The sequence below is a fragment of the Pseudomonas sp. R25(2017) genome, assembly GCF_002112565.1.
Taxonomy (GTDB): domain Bacteria; phylum Pseudomonadota; class Gammaproteobacteria; order Pseudomonadales; family Pseudomonadaceae; genus Aquipseudomonas; species Aquipseudomonas ekonensis.
Genome location: NZ_NEHZ01000030.1, coordinates 26,071 through 47,246 on the forward strand (window position 1 = coordinate 26,071; position 21,176 = coordinate 47,246).

At 61.8% G+C, this 21,176-nt stretch carries 10 protein-coding genes; 4 read left to right on the top strand and 6 right to left on the bottom strand.

Going from position 1 to position 21,176, the window contains the following annotated elements; translation table 11 throughout:
• Positions 1-124: 124 nt before the first annotated feature.
• On the top strand, positions 125-1,837 hold the full coding sequence (locus CAG31_RS27185; protein ID WP_085586831.1) for an amidase: 1,713 nt from the start codon (positions 125-127) through the stop codon (positions 1,835-1,837).
• Between the two features lie 34 nt (positions 1,838-1,871).
• Here the strand turns inward: CAG31_RS27185 and CAG31_RS27190 are convergent, their stop codons facing one another.
• Positions 1,872-2,855 carry a Dyp-type peroxidase gene (locus tag CAG31_RS27190; protein ID WP_371856135.1) on the bottom strand — a complete coding sequence of 328 codons (984 nt, stop codon included), beginning with the start codon at positions 2,853-2,855 and terminating at the stop codon, positions 1,872-1,874.
• 130 nt (positions 2,856-2,985) lie between these two features.
• Between CAG31_RS27190 and CAG31_RS27195 the strand changes: the two genes are divergently transcribed.
• On the top strand, positions 2,986-3,960 hold the full coding sequence (locus CAG31_RS27195; RefSeq protein WP_085586832.1) for a TerC family protein: 975 nt from the start codon (positions 2,986-2,988) through the stop codon (positions 3,958-3,960).
• A gap of 51 nt (positions 3,961-4,011) precedes the next feature.
• Here the strand turns inward: CAG31_RS27195 and CAG31_RS27200 are convergent, their stop codons facing one another.
• Complete coding sequence (locus CAG31_RS27200; RefSeq protein WP_085586833.1) at positions 4,012-5,112, bottom strand: polyamine ABC transporter substrate-binding protein; 1,101 nt, start codon at positions 5,110-5,112, stop codon at positions 4,012-4,014.
• Positions 5,113-5,372: 260 nt separating this feature from the next.
• The gene (locus tag CAG31_RS27205; RefSeq protein ID WP_085586834.1) at positions 5,373-6,779 is read right to left on the bottom strand and encodes a cytosine permease; all 1,407 of its coding nucleotides are present in this window, start codon (positions 6,777-6,779) and stop codon (positions 5,373-5,375) included.
• A gap of 323 nt (positions 6,780-7,102) precedes the next feature.
• Here CAG31_RS27205 and CAG31_RS27210 point away from each other — a divergent pair, with 323 nt between their 5' ends.
• Both CAG31_RS27210 and CAG31_RS27215 read left to right on the top strand, forming a co-directional pair.
• Complete coding sequence (locus CAG31_RS27210; protein WP_085586835.1) at positions 7,103-7,588, top strand: flavin reductase family protein; 486 nt, start codon at positions 7,103-7,105, stop codon at positions 7,586-7,588.
• Positions 7,589-7,656: 68 nt separating this feature from the next.
• A complete protein-coding gene (locus CAG31_RS27215) occupies positions 7,657-8,700 on the top strand; it encodes an LLM class flavin-dependent oxidoreductase (RefSeq protein ID WP_085586836.1) in 1,044 nt (347 codons plus the stop codon).
• 87 nt (positions 8,701-8,787) lie between these two features.
• On the opposite strand, the gene CAG31_RS27220 is transcribed toward CAG31_RS27215, so the two are convergent.
• The 3 genes from CAG31_RS27220 to CAG31_RS27230 all read right to left on the bottom strand — a co-directional run.
• Positions 8,788-9,276, bottom strand: coding sequence for a hypothetical protein (locus CAG31_RS27220; protein WP_085586837.1), 489 nt, complete (start codon positions 9,274-9,276; stop codon positions 8,788-8,790).
• Positions 9,277-9,545: 269 nt separating this feature from the next.
• Positions 9,546-9,959, bottom strand: coding sequence for a hypothetical protein (locus tag CAG31_RS27225; protein ID WP_085586841.1), 414 nt, complete (start codon positions 9,957-9,959; stop codon positions 9,546-9,548).
• Positions 9,960-9,974: 15 nt separating this feature from the next.
• Positions 9,975-21,176 (bottom strand): hemagglutinin repeat-containing protein (locus CAG31_RS27230; RefSeq protein WP_085586838.1); only part of this gene is annotated, 11,202 nt, incomplete at its 5' end.

A 21,176-nucleotide genomic window follows, 5' to 3' on the forward strand; every position in this document is an offset into this window, starting at 1 on the left:
TATCGAATTTGAATACCCCATCCGCATCACTTCAGGGTAGAGTCTCGCTCATCAAGGATTCTTGACACCGTGCCACGATAACCATGACGAACAACCCATCTGAGAACCTGTCGGCGGTAACAGCATGATCGAAGTCACTGAAGTTTCCATTGCCCAATTGCGCGCAGCCCTGGAATCGGGCCAGACCACCGCGGTCGAGCTGGTGCAGGCTTATCTCGCGCGGATCGACGCCTATGACGGCCCGCAGACCGCCACCGCACTCAACGCCGTGGTGGTGCGCAACCCCGACGCCCTGAAGGAAGCAGAGGCCTCCGACGCCCGCCGCGCCGCCGGCAAGACCCTCGGCCCGCTGGACGGCATCCCCTACACCGCCAAGGACAGCTACCTGGTCAAGGGCCTGACCGCCGCGTCCGGCAGCCCGGCCTTCGCCGACCTGGTCGCCCACCGCGATGCGTTCACCATCGAACGCCTGCGCGCCGCCGGGGCGATCTGCCTGGGCAAGACCAACATGCCGCCGATGGCCAACGGTGGGATGCAGCGCGGCGTCTACGGCCGCGCCGAAAGCCCGTACAACGCCGCTTATCTGACCGCTCCCTTCGCCTCCGGCTCGTCGAACGGCGCCGGCACTGCCACCGCCGCCAGCTACTCGGCGTTCGGCCTGGCCGAGGAAACCTGGTCGAGCGGCCGCGGCCCGGCCTCCAACAACGGCCTGTGCGCCTACACACCGTCGCGCGGGGTGATTTCGGTGCGCGGCAACTGGCCGCTGACGCCGACCATGGACGTGGTCGTGCCCTACGCCCGCACCATGGCCGACCTGCTGGAAGTGCTCGACGTGGTGGTGGCCGAAGACACCGACACCCGCGGCGACCTGTGGCGCCTGCAGCCGTGGGTGCCGATCCCGAGCGTGGCCTCGGTGCGTCCAGCCTCCTACGCGGAACTGGCCGTCGGCGCTGCGGCCCTGGCCGGCAAGCGCCTGGGCGTGCCGCGCATGTACATCAACGCCGACGCCGAGGCCGGCACCAGCGAAGCGCCCGGCATCGGTGGCCCGACCGGCCAACGCATCAACACCCGCCCTTCGGTGATCGACTTGTGGAACCAGGCGCGCAAGGCGCTGGAAGCCGCCGGCGCCGAAGTGATCGAGGTGGACTTCCCGCTGGTGTCCAATTGCGAAGGCGACCGCCCGGGCGCGCCGACCGTGTTCAACCGCGGGATCGTGTCCAAGGAGTTCATGCACGACGAGCTGTGGGATCTGTCGGCCTGGGCGTTCGATGATTTCCTGCGGGCCAACGGCGATCCGAAACTCAACCGCCTGGCGGACGTCGACGGGCCGAAGATCTTCCCGCACGATCCGGGCACCCTGCCCAACCGCGAAGGCGACCTGGCCGCCGGCATGGACGAATACGTGCGCATGGCCGAGCGCGGCATCAAGCCGTGGGACCAGATCCCGACCCTGCCCGACGGCCTGCGCGGCCTGGAGCAGACCCGCAAGCTCGACCTCGAAGACTGGATGGACCGCCTCGGCCTCGACGCCGTGCTGTTCCCGACCAACGCCGACGTCGGCCCGGCGGACGCGGACGTCAACCCGGCGTCGGCGGACATCGCCTGGAGCAACGGCATCTGGGTCGCCAACGGCAACCTCGCCATCCGTCACCTCGGCGTGCCGACCGTGACCGTGCCGATGGGCGTCATGGCGGACATCGGCATGCCGGTGGGCCTGACCTTCGCCGGCCGCGCCTACGACGACTCGACGCTGCTGCGCCTGGCGGCGGCGTTTGAGGCAACCGGCTCGAAACGTCTGGTGCCGCCGCGTACGCCAGCCCTGGCGACCGGCAAGTAAGAAAAAAGGCGGGATCATTCGATCCCGCCTTTTTTTATCGCTCCGCCAACGCCTCCAGCAGATCCGCCGAAGGCACAAAGAACAGGCTGCCGGTGACCGCCGTGCTGAAGTCCAGCAACCGATCGTAGTTGCCGGGCGGCTTGCCGACGAACATGTTTTCCAGCATCAGCTCCAGCGGCTCCGGCGAGCGCGCGTAGCCGATGAAGTAAGTACCGAACTCCCCCGCGCCCGGCCGACCGAACGGCATGTTGTCGCGCAGGATCTTCACCTCTTCGCCGTCCTGGGTGATCGTCGTCAGTGCGCTGTGGGAATTGCTCGGCTTGACCGAATCGTCCAGCTCGATATCGGACAGTTTGGTGCGGCCGATCACCCGCTCCTGGGCCTCGACCGACAACTCGTTCCACGCCTTCATGTTGTGCAGGTACTTCTGCACCAGCACATAACTGCCACCGCTGAACGCCTGGTCTTCATCGCCCACGAGGGCGAAATGCTCGGCTTTGCGGCCGACCGGGTTTTCCGTGCCATCGACAAACCCGATGATGCTGCGCATATCGAAATAACGGAAACCCTGCACTTCGTCGGTCACCGTCACGGCGCCGTCCAGCGCGGACATCAACTGCGTCGCCAGCTCGAAACACAGATCCATCTGGTCGGCCCGAATGTGCAGCAGCAGGTCGCCCGGCGTGGAAACGGCACGCCGCCCTTCTACACCGAACTCACGAAAACCGTGCAAGGACGCCGGGCGCGGACCGCCGAACAGACGATCCCAGGCGTTGGAGGAAAACCCGCAGACGCAAGACAGGTTGCCCGAGGGAACGCGCTTGCCGACCGAGCGCGTCAGCCCCGCGACGTCGGCGCACCAACCGCGCACGGTGTCGGCGGCCTCAGCCCCGGCGTTGAGGGTCGCCACGATGAATATGGCGGCACTGGTGATCGGGCTGCAGACGGCTTGAGGATCTGGCGTGTCGATGATCTTGGCTCCCGGAGTGGTGGACTGGCTCGACAGCGAGGTTAGCAAAGAAGTGTTGTATTCCGACACTTCGCTATTTACGAACAATACCCACGAAATAAACGATTTTTCTTTGTCGGAAGGCTCCCACTAGCATGGCCCCGTCCACCCCGAAAAACATAAAGACAGGGAGAACGGCATGCAACCCATCAACATCGGCGAGCCCTGGATGTGGGGCGCCTTCATTGTCTTCGTCCTCGCCATGCTGGCCCTGGACCTGTTCGTGTTCGGCGGGCGCAAGGCCCATCGGGTGTCGGTGCGCGAAGCGTCAGGCTGGGTGATCGCCTGGTGCGCGCTGGCGCTGGCCTTCGCCGGGCTGCTCTGGTGGTACCTGAACGGCGAGTTCGGCCCTGAAATCGCCAAGGTCAAAACCCTGGAGTTCCTCACCGGTTACCTGATCGAGCAATCGCTGTCGATCGACAACATGTTCGTGTTCGTGATGATCTTCGGCTACTTCGCCGTGCCGCCGGAGCTGCAGCGCCGGGTGCTGCTATACGGTGTGCTCGGGGCCATCGTGATGCGCGCGGCGATGATCTTCGCCGGCGTGTGGCTGGTGTCGCAGTTCGCTTGGCTTTTGTATGTGTTCGGCGCGTTCCTGATCGTCACCGGGATCAAGATGCTGATGTTCGCCGAGCACCAGCCGGACCTGGACAAGAACCCGCTGCTGCGCTGGGTGCGCGGGCATCTGCGCATCACCCACGGGTTTCACGGCGAGCGTTTCTTTGTGGTGCAGAACGGCGTGCGCTGGGCCACGCCGATGTTCCTGGTGCTGGTGCTGATCGAGGCCAGCGACCTGATGTTCGCGGTCGACAGCATCCCGGCGATCTTCGCCGTCACCACCGACCCGTTCATCGTATTCACCTCGAACATCTTCGCGATCATGGGCCTGCGGGCGCTGTATTTCCTGCTGGCGGACATGGCCGACCGCTTCCATCTGCTCAAGTACGGCTTGGCGCTGGTGCTGGTGTTCATCGGCGGCAAGATGACGCTCATGCCGTGGTTCCACATGCCGGTGGAATGGTCGCTGGCGGTGGTGGGCGGGGTGATCCTGCTGTCGGTGGTCTTGAGCCTGATCGTCAGCCGGAACAAGGCTGCCGAGCCGGATGCCCGCTGATTCGCGTTGCGGTGAGGGCGTTTGCTCCCTCACCACACGCAAGCCCCGCTCTTACTTGTCGGACTTGATGCTCGTCCACACCCGCGTGCGCACCCGCTCCAGCTTCTGCGGCAGCGGCTGCACCACGTAGAGCTTCGCCAGCGCCGCCGGGGTCGGCGTCAGGTTGGGGTTTTCGGTGATGTCCTTGTTGATCAGGGCCATCGAATCCTTGTTGGCGTTCGGGTAGCCGAGGAAATCGCTGATCGGCGCGATCACCTTGGGATCCAGCAGGTTGTTCAGGAACTCATGGGCCTCGGCCACGTTCTGCGCGCTCTTCGGAATGGCGAACGTGTCGAACCAGATCGGCGCGCCCTCCTTCGGCAGGCGCCAGTCGACCACCACACCGTTGCCCGCCTCCTTCGCCCGGTTGCCGAACTGATAGAAGCTGCCCGAGTAGCCGATGGCCACGCAGATGTCGCCGTTGGCGATGTCGGTCATGTACTTCGCCGAGTTGAAGTAGGTGACGTAGGGCCGAACCTTCAGCATCAGCGCCTTGGCCTTTTCGTAGTCATCCGGGTTTTGGCTGTTCGGATCCAGCCCCAGATAATGCAGGGCGAGCGGCAGGATCTCCGACGGCGAATCGAGCATCGCCACGCCGCAGGACTTAAGCTTTTCCATGTTCTCGGGCTTGAACACCAGATCCCAGCTGTCCACCGGCGCATTCTCACCCAGCGCGGCCTTGACCTTGGCCGGGTTGAAGCCAATCAGCACCGTGCCGTACATGTAGGGCACGCCGTACTGGTTGCCCGGGTCGTTGGCGTCCAGCAGCTTGAGCAGCGCCGGATCCTGGTGTTGCCAGTTCGGCAATTTGGACTTGTCGAGCTTCTGGAACACGCCGGCCTTGATCTGGGTGTCGAGGAACTGGTTCGACGGCACCACCAGGTCGTATCCGGAGTTGCCGGTCAGCAGTTTCGCCTCCAGGGATTCGTTGGTGTCGAAGGTGTCCCAGGTCACTTTGATCCCGCTGTTGGCAGCGAAATCCTTGGGCACGGACGGCAGGATGTAGTCCGCCCAGTTGTAGACCCGCAATTCGCGCTGTTCGGCCTGGACGGCGCTGGCCAGCAGCGTCAGCCCGCACACGGTGGCGCCCAGCATGCGTTTGATCGTGACCATGGTTGTTTCCCCTGAAGCGGCGTGAGTTCGATGGTTTTGTTGTTCTGTACACGGCAGCGGCTGATCGTCAGCCAAGGGCAAGGTGTTGCGGCATCCTGTTGTTCTTGTCGGTTGCGTCCGATTCTTGCCGACGGCGCTGGCCGGGCACAGTGGCCGGTTGGCCAAAAGGGGATCGAAACGGCCAATTTGAGTGACCGCCGCAGTGCGGAAACGACAATGCCCGGCGAAGGGCCGGGCATTGCGGATGAGGCGCTTGCGGATCAGTCGGTGTAGCTGAACTGCGCCGCCCCGCTGCGCTGCGGCTGGCTGCGGGTCGCCAGGCAGTAGTACAGCGGGCACGTTACGGCCAGGCCCACCAGCCACGACAGGTCCGCGCCCTCCACGAGGTTGGCGTAGGGCCCGACGTACAGCGACGTGTTGGCGAACGGCAGCTGCACCAGGATGCCGATGAAGTAGGCGATGATCGCGTGCAGGTTGAAGCGCCCGTAGAGGCCGCCGTCGGCGCGGAAGATCGACGCGATGTCGTAGCGGCCGCGCTTGATCAGGTAGAAGTCGATCAGGTTGATCGACGCCCACGGCACCAGCACCAACAGCAGCGCGAGGATCAGGCCGATGAACTGGGAGATGAAGTCCGCCGACGCGCCCAGCGCCACCACGCAGCAGCCCGCCAGCACCACGCTCGACAGCGCCACCCGCACCTTGACGCTCGGCGTCCATTGGCTGGCGAAGGTCTGGATCGAGGTGATGATCGACAGCACCGCGCCGTACAGATTCAAGGCGTTGTGGCTGATGATGTTGAGCAGGAACAGCACCATCAGGATCGGCCCCAGCCAACCGGTGGAGAGCTTGACCGCCGCCATCGCCTCGGTGCCTTCCGGCGCCGCCAGCACGGCCACCGCACCGAAGGCGAACGACAGGATCGTGCCCAGCGTCGCCCCCAGGTAGGTGGCGAAGAACGGCTTGGCGATGCCGATGTCCGCCGGCAGGTAACGCGAATAGTCGGACACGTACGGCGAGAAGCTGATCTGCCAGATGATCCCCAGCGACACCGTGGCCAGCCAGCCGGACAGGTTGAAGCTGCCGCGGGTGAAGAAGTCCGCCGGCAGGTCATGGGCGAAGATGTAGAGGAACCCGGCCAGCAGCGCGCTGCCCATCACCCAGGTGCCGATGCGGTTGAGGGTGTGGATGAAGTTGTAGCCGATCACGCCGATGGCCGTGGCGCCGAGAGCCCCGATCAGGATGCTCAGCGGCGCCGGCACCGACGGCGCGATGCCGACGATGGATTTGCCGGCCAACACGATGTTGGAAATGAAGAAGCCGATGTAGATGACCGCCGCGAAAAACACGATCAGCAGCGCGCCGTAACGGCCGAACTGGCCGCGGCTCTGCACCATCTGCGGGATGCCCATGCGCGGGCCCTGGGCCGACGCCAGGGCGATCACCAGACCGCCGATCATGTGCCCCAGCGCAATCGCCAGCAGCCCCCAGAACAGATCCAAGTGAAACACCTGGACCACCATGGCGCCGGTGACGATGGGCAGCGGCGCGATGTTGGTGCTGAACCACAGGGTGAACAGGTCGCGGGCCTTCCCGTGGCGTTCCGCGAGTGGGACGTAGTCGACCGTGTGATTCTCGATCAACGGATCTTGCCGGGACATCTGGGACATATGCATGAACTCGAGCTTGTCTGTTTTTATCTTTGTATGAAGCCAAACCAGGAGGGATTCGCCGCCCACCCTGAGCGAACACCATATTATGGTATTCCAACATTTACACAAGACTGATCCGCTGTTCGGCGCGCCATCTGATCCGCCATCCTCCCTGATCCCAAGCCCCTAAGGCTACGGGGAGGCCCCGTAAACCCTGAGTTTCCGACGAAAGCGCCGCGTTTATCGTTTCATCAAAAAAGCACTTGCAAACGATGTATTACGGTATACCATCAGACCCACAAACACATAAAAACCGCGTCACCCCATCCGAGGATCGTCCAATGATCGATGCCGCCCTCTACAAACAAGTCATGGGTTCGTTTCCGTCCGGCGTAACCGTCATCACCACCCTGGATGACGACGGCCAGATCGTCGGCCTGACCGCCAGCGCCTTCAGCTCGCTGTCGATGGATCCCGCCCTGGTGCTGTTCTGCCCCAACTACAGCTCCGACTCCTACCCTGTCCTGATCAAGAACAAACGCTTCGCCATCCACGTGCTGTCCGGCGGCCAGCAGAGCGAGGCCTACGCGTTCGCCCGCAAAGGCAAGGACAAGGCCCAGGGCATCGAATGGACGCTGAGCGAGCTGGGCAACCCGATCCTGGCCAACGCCACGGCTATCATCGAATGTGAGTTGTGGCGCGAATACGAGGGCGGCGACCACGCCATCATGGTCGGCGCGGTGAAGAGCCTGATCGTGCCCGAGCAAGACGCAGGACCGCTGGTGTATTGCCACGGCAAGATGGGCGCCCTGCCCGTTTTCGCCTGACCCCAACCGGTTGCCGTTAAACAGGCCCGACAGCGACCGGCCAACAACAAGAGATCCGAGGTAGCGTCATGAAATTTTCCCTGTTCGTACACATGGAACGCTGGGACGAAAGCGTCAGCCACCGCCAACTGTTCGAAGACCTGACCGAACTGACCCTGATGGCGGAGGCCGGCGGTTTCAGTACCGTGTGGATCGGCGAACACCACGCCATGGAATACACCATCTCGCCGAGCCCGATGCCGCTGCTGGCGTACCTGGCGGCCAAGACCACCACCATCCACCTGGGCGCCGGCACCATCATCGCGCCGTTCTGGCACCCGCTGCGGGTGGCCGGCGAATGCGCCTTGCTCGATGTGATCAGCAACGGCCGGATGGAAGTCGGCCTGGCCCGCGGTGCCTATCAGGTGGAGTTCGACCGCATGGCCGGCGGCATGCCCGCATCGGCCGGCGGCCAGGCATTGCGGGAAATGGTTCCGGTGGTGCGCGCCTTGTGGCAAGGCGACTACGCCCACAACGGCGACATCTGGAAATTCCCGACCTCCACCAGCGTGCCGAAACCGGTGCAGAAGCCCAACCCGCCGATGTGGATCGCCGCCCGCGACCCGGACTCCCACAACTTCGCCGTGGCCAACGGCTGCAACGTGATGGTCACGCCGCTGATGAAGGGCGACGAAGAAGTCGTCGACCTGAAGAACAAATTCCAGGCCGCTCTGGACAACAATCCCGGCGTGCCGCGCCCGCAACTCATGGTGCTGCGCCACACCCACGTGCACACCGCTGACGATCCGGACGGCTGGAAAGTCGGCGCCAAGGCCATCTCACGCTTCTACCGCACGTTCGACGCGTGGTTCGGCAACAAGGAAGTCCCGGTCAACGGCTTCCTCGCCCCCAGCCCGGAAGAGAAATTCGCCGGCCGCCCGGAATTCGAACTGGAAAGCCTGCACAAGACCGCAATGATCGGTACGCCGGAAGAAATCATTCCGCGGATCAAGTACTACAAGGAGCTGGGCGTGGACGAGTTCAGCTTCTGGTGCGACAACAGCCTGCCCCATGCGGAGAAGAAGAAGTCGCTGGAGCTGTTCATCAAACACGTGGTGCCGGCGTTCCGCTAAACACCCCGGCTATTGAACCCGACACATGAAAACGCCCCGACATCGTTCGGGGCGTTTGCGTGGGGGCCTGAATAATTTGCGCTGGGATCAATCGACACCCTGACCGGAATCGGCCTCAAGACTGACCGGCTCAGGCAAAAAGAAACGTGCGGTCAACCAGCACGTGGCCATCGACACAGCAAACAGCACGGCCAACTCCAACCCATACTCCAGGCCATTCCCGCGTGGGTCATCACGGAAAACGGCGACCACAAACGGAACGACCCACAACGTGGCGACACAAGCGCCCACCAGGGCAACCGTCGCGCAGGCCCGCACCGTTCTCGCCACTTTCAGCCCCGCAATCGCCGAAGAGAACAGCAGAAACGGCACGATGAAAATCAACAGCGCCAGCACGGGCGCGAGGAACGGCATCATCATCAACTCCGGCCCCACCTCGCCGATCAGCCTCGGGTTCATGGCCAGATGGACAACCGTCGCAACGGTCTTGACGATCCCGGCGATGAAGCCAGGGACCAACGGGCACAGAAGAAAGGCCAGGAATACCTTTAGGCGGGGGTAGTTCGAGTGATGCAATGAGAGAGTTCCGTTTGCTCTGGTCAAGGTCTGCGATTCAGATCGTGGGTGGGTTAAGGAATCAAGGGTAAAAAAGGGTCAGATCTATTGAATTGATCATCGCATTAAATAGATTCGTCCCCTTTCTTTCAAATAGCCCGGACTACTCAAAGAACCTCGCTGTCATTGCTGGCTGACAGCGCCTTCCGGCAGCAAGAATGTCCGGGCGGCCATCCAACAAACCCGACTGATCGCCCATCCGCCGCACACCTGCCCTGAATCAAGTTTGCCTATGGCAACTCGACCATCACAAATTGCGCGGAACCTTCAGGTAGCTCCAAAAGATATTTCCATCCTTCGAGCACTTTACGCCACTCCTGAAGAGTAAACCTGCCCTCAGGCTGACCCACCCAGTCATCGTTGACCAGAATATCGACTTGCACAGCGCTCGCATCAATGTTCAGCAGAACATCATTGCCACCATCGCTGGCTGACTCCTGCTCGCCTGTCTCTACCGACTCAATGGCAGCCAGCAATCGATCGCAATCCTTTGGGATCTGAGCGATCGCACCTAGAACACTGCAGACATAGAGCTCGTAGCGCGGCGCCTCTTCATCCGTTGAAACCACTTCAGCTACCGCATGGAATATCTGCCCGACTTCAGGATAGGTTCCGCCTGGCTGATGATAAAACTTGAGCTTCATGAACATCCTCGACAATTAAGGCTTGTAAATTGGATAAACAGTTGTTCTTGGAGTGGTGTATCCCTGCACCTTCACTCCAGATGGTGTCTCCGACTTCCATTTAACACCGGTCACCGTTTTGTTAGGACTATTCCATGCCGCATCAACCTCAGCCTTGATCCGAGCCTCATCCCATGTCGCAGGAAACATCGAGTTAATATTCCCTGGCTTTTGGATCCACCGACCCGGAAACCTAGGATCCGGAACCTCTACAAAAGCTCGGTAAACACCCCATGAATCAGGAGGATCAACTGTTGAACCAGGCACGATCCTTACATCCCCATTCAGCAGCGTATGGGCTCCCGTAGGAGTGAATCCATCATTTTTGTAGTCTGCCCCGATAATATGAGGATAGTCGACCGGACTGTTGTACATGTTACCGGGCGACAGGTTTGGATCCACCGCTGGAGAGGTGGTGCTCCACCCTTCTCCATTTTCGATCGTACTGCCCCCGGTACTGCTTGGAGACGTGGGCTCGATGGTGAAACCACCGGCGCTCACGGGATGGAGCACGTCTGTTTCCACAATCGGATTGGTCATCGTGCCGAAGCGAGGATCCAACAAGTGTATGGGCAAGCTCGTACCAAGAATCGCCCACCACAATTCAGTCGCCAGCCTTAGACGCTCTTGCATTGGCAGCCCTGAGCCACTGGTAGACTCCATCAGGCTATTCACCGCCTTACGCATTTCCTCCTGATTCTGCGGTGAATTGGCTGCCGTCAAAAGCGCGCCCCCCAAGGCGGCCAACGCCCCTCCAGCCATCACCGCCAAAGGCGCAAAGTTCAACTGCCCAGGCATTGAGGTCTGCAAGCGTTTGAACGCGAGCATCAGGCTCAGCGCCAATTCGGGATCGGTCGCGGCAATTTGAGCAATCCGCTCGACCACCGCTTGCGCTTCAGGGGACGTTGCCCCATTGGTCATGCCGTCGACAGCCTTGCCGATAGTGTCCTTGCGCGTTTTTTCGTCACGCAAACTTTTGATCAAATATCGGTGAGCAACGCGATTGCCCAATACGTAATTGGCGACGGAGACACCGTTGCCGCGGACGAAGGCATTCGTGGCAAAAACCAGATCCAGCAGTTTGTTCAGTGACTCAATGCCGTTCTCGCCGTACTTTTCCGCATCCTCCGCCCATTTATCCAGCGTCTTGTCATAGTCCAGGATCGCATTGATCGACGTGCTGCTCACGTACAGATCCGTTCGGTGCTCGTCATCCCGGGTCACTTCATAGGCTTTGTTCAGATCGCGGTTAAGCCCTGCCGTAGAGTCTTGTCCAGTTTTCTTGTCATGACGCACGACAATCTCACCCGCGCCAACCGTGGCGTTGAGTGTCTGTTCACGATCCTTGTCGTACTTGTAGCCCTCTACTGCCCAATTGTTTTTACCGTCCCCCCCCATGCCTTTGTTGGGTTTATCGGCCTGAGAGCCACCGATGCCGTAACTGCCGCCGACATTCAGGTAGTAACCATGCTCAGTGTCTTTGCCGGTGATGTTGCGAAAACCGAGCGTATCGGTATCCAGCTTCAGATTGCCGTTGTCGGCAAAGATAACGGCCCCGTCCAACTGGGTATGGTCTTGGGTGCGAATGTCGACCTTGCTTTTGCCACTGATGACGGTCTGGTTCTCGACCCAATCGGTCTTGCCGTTAGTTTGTCCATAACCCAACGATCCGCTCGCGGTCATGCCGATGCTGAAAGCAAGCGTCAGGCTGGCGTCCATCTCCTTGCCTTCGACTTTCCCGGTATTGGGCACAGACGTCACAGTAAGGTTTCGACCAACGTCGCCAGTCACTTCGTCGCCGCGCAAGGTCGCACCGGCAATGGTGGTGTCACGACCACTCTCGAAGTTAAGGGTCTTGCCCGCGTACAGGTAGGCTTCTTGCTGCTCGACACCCTGGCGCTTGAGATCGCCCAGACCTGCATTGACTGAGCCGTAGAAGCCGAAACCGTCCTTCCCTGCAATCACCCCACCTTCGGCACCCCAACTGCGCCGACTGTTTTCACTGCTCGACGCATTCTGCGCAGAGAGGATGTTCAAGTCGTTTCCGGCCTTGAGCTTGATATCGCGTTCGGCGACAGCTCGGGTTCCTATCAGCGTCAGATCGTTTTTTGCATCCAGATTGATGCTGCCACCGGCATTGAGCTGGGTCGGCGTGGAGAGGCCTTGAGTGGACTCATCTTGACTGCCGGCATTGCTGATCCCGACGCCCAGTTTGAAGCCACCGGTAGTGCCGCCCTTGAGACCGCCCTTGCTTTGGGTCTGGCTGGCGTCACTGCCTTGGGCGCCATGGGCGACGTCGAGGGTAATGTCGCGGCCGGTGACATTGATGTCGTGACCGGCATCCAACCGGCTGCCATGGACGTTGACGTCATTGCCGGCGTCCAGACTGATGTCGTTGGCCGCCGAAAGTGTCGAAGGACGGTGGGTTACCGATGTTCTGGTCTGGGTCTGGCTGATGCTTGAGCCACCAGCATGACCATCGAATGTCGCCCCACCGAAGAACTGACCCAATGTATCGACCGACTTCAGCACACTTGATCCCTTGCTGACGCCATCCTCTCCCTTACCGGTGCCTTGAAGGGTATTGAGCGTGTTGCCGATGTTATAGGCGATAGTGGTCGTGGTGCCGTTGCGTTTCACGCTGTCCCAGGTGGTGACCGCACTGGCTTGTTCCGCTGCATCAATGTTGATGTCTCGTTTGGCGCCGATCTTAAGATCGATGCCTGACTGCATGTCCGAACCTTGCAGGTTGACATCGCGGCCGGCGTTGACCTTCAGGTTCTGACCCGCGGATATGGAGCTGCCGGCAGCGGTATGCCCGGAACTTTCGGTACCCTTCTTGATGGTTTCATTGCCGACGAACGTGCTGAACCCATTGTTGTCGATAGTCTGTTTGATGCCGTAGCTTTTGTTGGTTTCCCAACTGCTGCTGCGTTGCTCATCGATGCTGGCCACAACGTTTACATCGCGGCCCGCATCGAGGTTGGCGTCGTGTCCCGCATTGATGCCGCTGCCGATGACATTAATGTCTCGTGTGGCTTTCAGAATGGCGTCATGACCGGCATTGATTTCGCTGCCGACACTGGTTGAACTGACGACTTCACGGCCGCCCTTATGCGAAGCGTTCGCCGTGATATCAGCCCCGGCCCCTGGCGTGCCCGCAATCAAGCCCACCGTATCCTTGAGAGACAAGCCCAGTTTTTTCTTGAACTCTTCTGCACGGCTATAGGCTTCGTTGTCTGCGGAAGAAAGATTGATGTCACCGGCCTTGTCCAAAAGCCCGGCATGCAGTTCCGCGTTGTTGTCCGCGTTGATGACACTGGCGTTCAGGTTGATGTCACGGCCACCGATGATGACGGCGTCGTGCTTTGCGTTCAGTTCGCTGCCGACTTGAGTGACGTTGGTCTGCAGCTGGCTGCTGCCCTTGGACGACAACCCGAACAGTCCGGTTTTGGTCTTCTTGGAGTAAGATCCGCTTTCCTCGGTAGCCGAGAGCACCGAAACGTCATTCTTGGCGCCCAGAATCAGGTCATTCCCGGCACTCAACTGGCTGCCGATGATGGTGACATTGCGTCCCCCGTCGAGATTGACGCTGCCGTCTTCATCCTGGTGGGTATTGACGGTGAGACTCTGGCCGGCCTCGATCACTGAAGCGACGTTGGTGCTGTCGTAGCTCTCACTTTGCGTGGTCTTGCTGCGCCCGAAGGAGCCGTTTTTCTTCTTGTAGTAGTAAGAAGAGCTTTCGTCCTTGGCTGAGGCAACCAGAATGTCCTGTTCGGCATTCAAGCTGACATTTTCCTCTGCCTTGATCCGACTGGCGATGATCCCCAGATCATTGCCTGCATCGATCGCAATGTCTCGACCCGAGTTCAGCACCGTAGCCTGTTGGCTGATACTGTGACTCTCTTGTGCGAATTTCTTGCTGCGCGATACATAGTCGCTTTCGTTGGCCGCAGAGCTGAGAAGAATGTTGTTCCCTGCGGTCAAGTCGAGATCAAGCTTGGCGTCCAAACGACTCGCTATGGCGGTAATGTCACGTTCAGCCGAGATTGACAAATCCCGCCCGGACTTAACCTCCGCCCCCTGCTGAGTCACGGTCTGGTTGAGGAAACTGCTTCCACGGCCAGTGGTGCTGCGATCCTGCACCGAGGTGATGTTGATGTCGCGATCAGCGTCCAGCGTCATGTCCCGGCCGCTTTGCAGCACGCCGCCGATGTTGTTGATGTCGCGCCCGGAATCGATCTTCAGGTCGTTGGCCGCCTCGATTCGCGCCGCGTTGTCGAGCACGTCGCGGTGGAACAGGCTTGTGCCGCGACTGCCGTCGATGCTGTTCACGTCGCGCTGGTTGATCACGTCGCCATGGGTCGTGGTGAGCGTGACGTCACGTCCGGAGATGATGCCGCCGGACTTGTTGACGATGTCGTTGCCGGCCTTGAGGGTCAGGCGCTCGCCGGCTTCGATCAGGCCGCTGTTGGTGAGGTTGTTGCCGGCTTCGGCCGACAGGTTGTTCGATGCCTTCAGCGTGCCGGCGTTGTTCAGGTCGCCGCCGGCGATCAGAGTCACGTCGTTGCCTTGGATCAACGCTCCGTTCGGCGCCAGACGGTTGTTGGCCTGGGCCATGTAAAGCACAGGCACCAGCACCTTTTCGCCGTTCACTTCGTGCTCTTCGAGCCAGACGATGTCGTGGGTCAGCGCCGCCACTTGCTGGGCGGTCAGGGTCACGCCGACAGACAGGTTGAGCTCGTTCTTGCTCGCCACCGCGTTGTTCATCAGGTACTTGAACATCGCTTCGTCGGAGGTCTGCCCGTCGATGAAGCGCTGGCCCGTGCGGGCGACCACGGCCTGCTGCACCAGACGCTGTTCGAACAGGCCGTCGCCCAGGCGCTTGGCGCTGGTGTCGGGGTCGTAGCCGAGCTTGCCCAGCAGGTAGTCCGAGCTCATGAACGACTTGAGGTTGGTCAGCGCCGGGTTGGTCTCGATGAGGTACTTGTGCGGGTTGGAGCGCACGCTGGTGTCGGGCAGCCCTTCAACGCGCTGTACGTAAAATGAGGTGGCTTTGCCGCCTGGCGACAGCACGCCCACCGGCTTGTCGGTGCCGGCATTCACGCTGACCGGAACAGTCTTGTCACCGAGGCTCAAAGACGGACGTTCCGCCAGGCTCAAGTCACGCTTACCTGTCGATACCGGGCCGTTCTGGTCGAATTGCAATGGAGTGGCCGACTTGACCGGCATACCGTCGGAACGCGAGCTGGTAGCGGCGGCAATCGTGCCGATGCTCCAGTCGTGCTCCACTGCGGGGGTCGGATCGGCGCCTTCCTTGTGGCTGAGGCGGAACAAGCCGTTTTCACCAGCCGGCAGGGTGAAACCCGGCAACGTCAGAGGGTTGACCTGTTGCTGGGCCAGATCGGGAGGCAACTGCGAATTGATGCGGATGACGGTCGGCGTCACCTGTCCGCCCAGCTGCGTGGATCCTAGACGGGACGTACCGGCTGCCGTCGCGTTGCCGTTGCGCACGACTCCGTTGTCCAGTTTGTTCGATGCATTGATGTAGACGGTGCCGCCGGCCTGCACAACGGCGTTGGCACTGGCGGTCGCGCCGCTCTCGACGGTTGTGTTTCTGGTGAATGTTGCGTTCTTTACGATGTCCGGCGCTTCGGTACGCACGCCGCTGCCGTAACTCGGCGGAGCATAGAAAATCTGACCATTGCTGTATTCGGCAACGATCGAACCAAAGGACAGATACCTGATGGCTTCGCCGCCACCTTGACGTCCTCCAATGGTGGACAGTGTTTCGACTTCATTCATGTCCCAGGTATGAATATTGGGAACCATGACAATCTTGCCGTTCAAGACACCCTTTTTGCCGGAGTCATAATCGGGATCGTTGGCAGCGTTGTAGTTCAGAACGGCCTGCCAGAAGCTCAAGGTTTTCGATTCGCGAGGTGCGTCCAACCAACGCGTGACGGTGTACTCACCGACAGTGGCGCCCTGGTTGGTGAAGTTCTGTACGTTGAGCGTCAGATCACGACCGGCACTGACCACCGACGCGTTGTTGATGAATTCGCGACCGTTTCCTGTCAAGTTGCGGCCGGCGGTCAATGTGCCCGACGCCGAATCCTTGACGATGGATGACTGGTACTTCTCGACCCAGACGATGTGACTGGGAATCCGGCTCTCATAACGAATGTCCTGGAAGGAGGTGCAGGTTTCGCAACGAACACCGATCGTTCCGGAAACCAGCCCGCCCCCCGCCACCTCAAACACATCCTTGCGGTTCTCGATGCGATCCGCCGCCAAGTTCAGGTCGCCGACGCTTTCGATAGTCCCTGAAAGGTTTTCGATCGATGAGCTCCAGCCACCGATGCCGTCCCGCGAGACGCTGATGTCACCCATGCCGTAGATATCGGCATAGCGATTGGTCAGTGTGCCGACACGCAGTTGCATGTCAGCACCGCTGAAAATCAGGCTGTTCTGGTTCAGCAGAGAGTTGGCGGTGATCGTCACTTTACTGCTGCCGCCAAGCGTCCCGTTGTTGATCAGCGCGTCTGCATTGACGTTGAGGTCGCCAACGGATGTGAGCCGTCCCAGATTGGTCAGGCTGCCGCGACTGGTGAGCGTGGTCTTGGAGGCTCCCGTGATGCTGGCGGCCGAAGGCAATTCGATCTGCGCAGCAGTGAGGCCCAAGTCCCCGACGCTGCTGAGTCGGCCATTGCCGTAGTAACGGCCGCTCAGCTGAATGTCCAATCCGCCGCCAGCGGCAATCAACCCATCGTTGTTCCAGTTCCCGCCGCGCCCGACCAGCTTGGTCGTCGCCAGCAGCTGTCCGCTCGCCGTCTGAGTGAAATTGTTGACGTTGACCGTAAGGCGCCCAGCCTGAATGACGCTGCTGTTGGTCCAGCTGTCGGCGGCCAAGGTCAAGCCACCCAGGGTGACCAGCGAGCCGCCGGCATTCATGACATTCGCGGTGGAGATGCCGAATTCGCCCGTTCCGACGTGGGTGACAGTGCCGCCCGCATTGAGGAAGCCCGGTGTGGTGAGAATGAGATCGGTGTTGGCGGTCTCCACCAGACCGTTACGGTTGTCGAACAGGCTGCCGATCTGGAAGTCGGTCTTGCCGGCGTTGCCCAGCGCCCGTAGCTTGCCGCCCTGGTTGTCGAGGTTGGCGGCGCGGATGGCCAGGGTGCTGGCGCTTTCGATCAGGCCGCCGCGGTTGGAAAAATTGCCGTTGCTGACGACGTCGATCTTGCTGGCGCTGATTTGGCCGCCATCGTTGTTCACCGAGCCGGCGGTGGCGTTGAGCAGGCCTTTGGCGTAGATCCCGCCGCCGCTGTTATCCAGGAGATTGCTCCCTGCATCGAGCAGGATATCGCCCGTGTTGGCAGCGATTCGCCCCGCGCCGCTGTAGATGCCGCCCCAAGCACGCAGATCGATCCGGCCGCCTTCGATCTTGCCGCCCTGACCGTTGCGCAGCACGCCGGTCAGGCGGCTTTGCATCAGCCCCTTGAGGCTCGACAGCATCCCGCCACGGTTATCGAGACTGCTGGCGTTCAGGGTCAGGTCGCCATTGCGGGCGATGAGTTTGCCACCCTGGTTGTCGATGGCCCCGGTGCCCGCGTCAACGGTCAACGCGTTGCCGGCCTGCACGGCGCCGTTGCCGTTGTTCAGCCCGCCAACGGTAAGGATCACATCGCCCTCACGGCTGTTGATCAGGCCATCGGCATCGTTGCGAAGCGTGCCGGCGGAGGCGATCTCAAGCCGGCCATCGGCCGAAATCGTCCCCTGCTGGCTGTTGTTCATCTCGCCTGCGGTCAGCAGTTTCAGCCAAGACTGGCTGATCAACTGGCCACCTTGGTTGTAGACGCCACTGGCGCGCAGGATCTCCAGCGGGCCCGCGCTGCCCAGAACGCCGTTGATGTTGGTCAGCGCACCGAGCAGGTCGAGGGCAACGCTGCCGTCGCCTACGAGACGGCCACCGGTATTGTCCAGTCGCGAACCGGTGACAGTCATGGTCTTGGCGGCGGTGATACGGCCGCCGGCGTTGTTCAGGTCGGTTGCACGAATATCGAGAGTGCCGCTGCTTTCGATCAGACCGCCCGAGGAATTGATCAGGGTGCCGTCAGTAAGGGTGAGCGACTGCCGGTCGCCGCTGGTGATGATCCCGGCGGTGTTGTCGAGGCTGGCCGCCTTGATGGTCACCTCGCCCTTGCCGCCCAGACCGCCCTTGCTGTGGTTGACCAACGCGCCGCTGAGGCCGATGGCCAGATCACCGAACTGGCTGGAGACCGTGCCTTCCTGGCTGTTGTCGAGGCTGCCGCCGTCGACGGTCACGCCGTTCCAGCCGGACACCAGGCCGCCCTGGTTCAGGATCTCGGCTGCCGTCAGGTGCAGTCGGTCGTTGCTGATCAGGTTGCCGCCACGGTTGTCCAGGCGGTTGCCGGTCAGGCTGAAGCCGTTGACGCTGGAGATCTCGCCCTTACGGTTGTCCAGGTCGCGCAGGTGCGCAATGCTCAGCACGCCCTTGGTGTTGATCAGGCCGTTCTGGTTGTTGAGATCCGCCGCCGTCGTGCCCAGATCGATGTTGATGCCGGTTTTCCCCAGCAGCATGCCGCCCCGGTTGTTCAGGCCGCTGCTGTTGAGCGTCAACTGCTGTGCGGCCTTGACCGTGCCGTTGCCGTTGTCCAGCAGGCCGTCGACGGTCACGCTCAGGTCGCTGTCGCTGAGCAGCACCCCGCCGTCGCTGTTGTCCAGGCTCGCGGCACGGACCTTAAGCGCCGCTGCAGCGATCTTGCCCTTGACCGAGGTCAGGGCCTTGTCGAGCGTCAGGGTCAGCTTCTGGTTGCTCAGCACCTGGCCGCCGCTGTTGTCCAGCGAGGCGGCGATCAGGTCGAAGGCCTGTCCGCTGGAGATCTCACCGTTGCGGTTGTCGATCCCGACGAGGTTCGTCAACGACAACACGCCCGGTGCGTTGATGAGTCCGTCTTCGTTGTTCAGCGCGCCGCCTTGCAGGTCCAGGCTCAGGCTGCCCTTGCTGAAGAACTTGCCGCCCTGCTGATCCAGGCCGCGGACCTTGCCCGCCAACTCGGTGGTGGCGCCCAGGCTGCCGGCGGTGTTGGTCACCTGGCCCGCATCGAGCTCAAGCCGGCCGTCGGAGAAGAGGCTTCCCCGGCTGTTGTTCAGCGCGCCGGTGGTGAGGCTCAAATTGCCCTTGCTGCTGATGACGCCCTTGTCCTGGTTGTCCAGCGACTGGCTGTTGAGGGTGAGCGCAGCGTCTGTCAGCAGTTGGCCGCCCTTGTTGCTCACGGCGCCACGGGTGTTAACGCTCAGGGCCTTGGCGCTGGAGACCACGCCTTTGTCGTTGCTCAGGCTCTGGGCGTTGACCGACAGCGCCCCTTCGCTGTTGAGACGCCCCTGATCGTTGTTCAGGGCCGACGACAGGTTGATCGACAAGTCACGCAACGTGCTCAGCCGGCCGCTGTTCTCCAGGGTCGCCCCGGTCAGCGTCAGCCCCGCATCGCCGGACAGCACGCCGCCGTTGCGGTTGAACACCTCGCCCACGGTCAGCGCCAGGTTGCCGCCGGCCAGGATGTAGCCGCTGTCGCTGTTGTCGAGCCAGGCGCCGGTGAGGCTCACATCGGCCTTGCCCGACAGCTCGCCGGTGCGGTTGTCGAGGCGGCCGACGGTGAGTTTCAGCGCTTTTGCGGCGCCCACCAGGCCTTCGCGGCGGTTGTCCAGGCTGGCGGCGTCGACGGTCAGGCCGGCGTCGGCGATGACCGTCCCGGCCTGGTTGCCGAAGGTGTCGCTGACGGTGAGCCCCGCCTCCCCGCGAATGCGGATTTCGCCGTCGGTGTTGTCCAGGCTGGCGCTGCGGCTGTCGAGGCCGGCGGCGGCGATCAGGCCCTTGACGTTGCTCAGCGCCCGGTCGATGACCAGGGTGAGCTTCTCGTTGCTCAACAGTTTGCCGCCGTCGTTGCTCAGGCTCTGCGCAGTCAGGCTCCAGGCCTTGGCCCCGGCGATCTCGCCGGCGCCGTTGTTCACCTCGCCGAGGTTCTTCAGCAACAACTGGCCAGGCGTGCGGAGGTTGCCGCGCCGGTTGTCCAGCAGGCCCCGGTTCATGTCGAGCGTCAGGTCGCCGTTGCTGAACAGTTCGCCGCCGTCCTGCTCCAGCGAGGTGAGCGATACCTTCATCTGCTGCTGGCTGCCGATCTTGCCGCCGCCGTTGTCCAGGTGCGCGGCCGTCAGCAGCAGCGTGCCGTCGGTGGCCAGGTTGCCGCCCCGGCGGTTCTTGAACTCGCCGGTGCTCAGGGTCGAGTCGCCCTTGGCGCTGATCAGGCCGGCGTCGCTGTTGTCGAGGCTGCCGCTGGCGAAGGTCAGGCCTTTTTGCGAAACGATCAGGCCACCCTGGTTCAGCGCGGCGCCGACGCTGGTCAGCGCGATCGCCTCAAGGCCCGACAGCTTGCCCAAGCGGTTGTCGAGGCGCCCGGCATCGAGGGTCAAGCGGCCGTCGCTGCTGATCAGGCCGTTCTGGTTGTCGATGACCTCGTCGAAGGCCAGCTTCAGGTCCTTCTGGGTGACGATCCGTCCGCCCACGTTGCTCAGGCCGATGCCGCTCAGTGTCACGGCGCCCTTGCCGAAGATCAGGCCGTTGGTGGCGTTGATGATCTGCGCGACCTTCAGGCCCAGGGTCGTATCGGACAGCACCTTGCCGTTGTCGCTGTTGTCCAGGCGCGCACCGCTGATCAGCAGGCCCTGCCCGCCGGACAGCGAACCGCCCCGGTTGTCGATCTGATCGACGTTCACGGTCAGGGCCTTGAGCGAAGCGACCAGGCTGTCCTCGCGGTTGCCCAGCTGCTTGCCGGTCAGCGTCAGGTTGCCTTCGGCGACCAGTTCACCGCCCTGTTGGCTCAGGACGTCGATGTTCGCCTCGATGTCGCCCTTGCCGGATATCCGTCCCTTTTCACGGTTGTCCAGTTCTCCGACCGTCAGCTTCGTCGCCAGATCGGCACGAATCAAGCCGCCTCGGTTGTCGGTGTTCGTGCTGTTGAGGATCAGGGTGTTGAGCGACGATACCTTGCCCGCGCCGTTGTCCAGGCGGGTGGCCTGCACATCCATCGCGCCGTTGGCCTGGATCAAGCCTTTGCGGTTGTCGAGCTGGCCGCCGATCCGGGTGGTCAGCGTGCC

Excerpts from the sequence above, each read along its gene's own strand:
- CAG31_RS27185 (WP_085586831.1), top strand. The coding sequence starts at position 125 with ATGATCGAAGTCACTGAAGTTTCCATTGCCCAATTGCGCGCAGCCCTG.
- CAG31_RS27195 (WP_085586832.1), top strand. The coding sequence starts at position 2,986 with ATGCAACCCATCAACATCGGCGAGCCCTGGATGTGGGGCGCCTTCATT.
- CAG31_RS27200 (WP_085586833.1), bottom strand. The coding sequence starts at position 5,112 with ATGGTCACGATCAAACGCATGCTGGGCGCCACCGTGTGCGGGCTGACG.
- CAG31_RS27205 (WP_085586834.1), bottom strand. The coding sequence starts at position 6,779 with ATGTCCCAGATGTCCCGGCAAGATCCGTTGATCGAGAATCACACGGTC.
- CAG31_RS27210 (WP_085586835.1), top strand. The coding sequence starts at position 7,103 with ATGATCGATGCCGCCCTCTACAAACAAGTCATGGGTTCGTTTCCGTCC.
- CAG31_RS27215 (WP_085586836.1), top strand. The coding sequence starts at position 7,657 with ATGAAATTTTCCCTGTTCGTACACATGGAACGCTGGGACGAAAGCGTC.
- CAG31_RS27225 (WP_085586841.1), bottom strand. The coding sequence starts at position 9,959 with ATGAAGCTCAAGTTTTATCATCAGCCAGGCGGAACCTATCCTGAAGTC.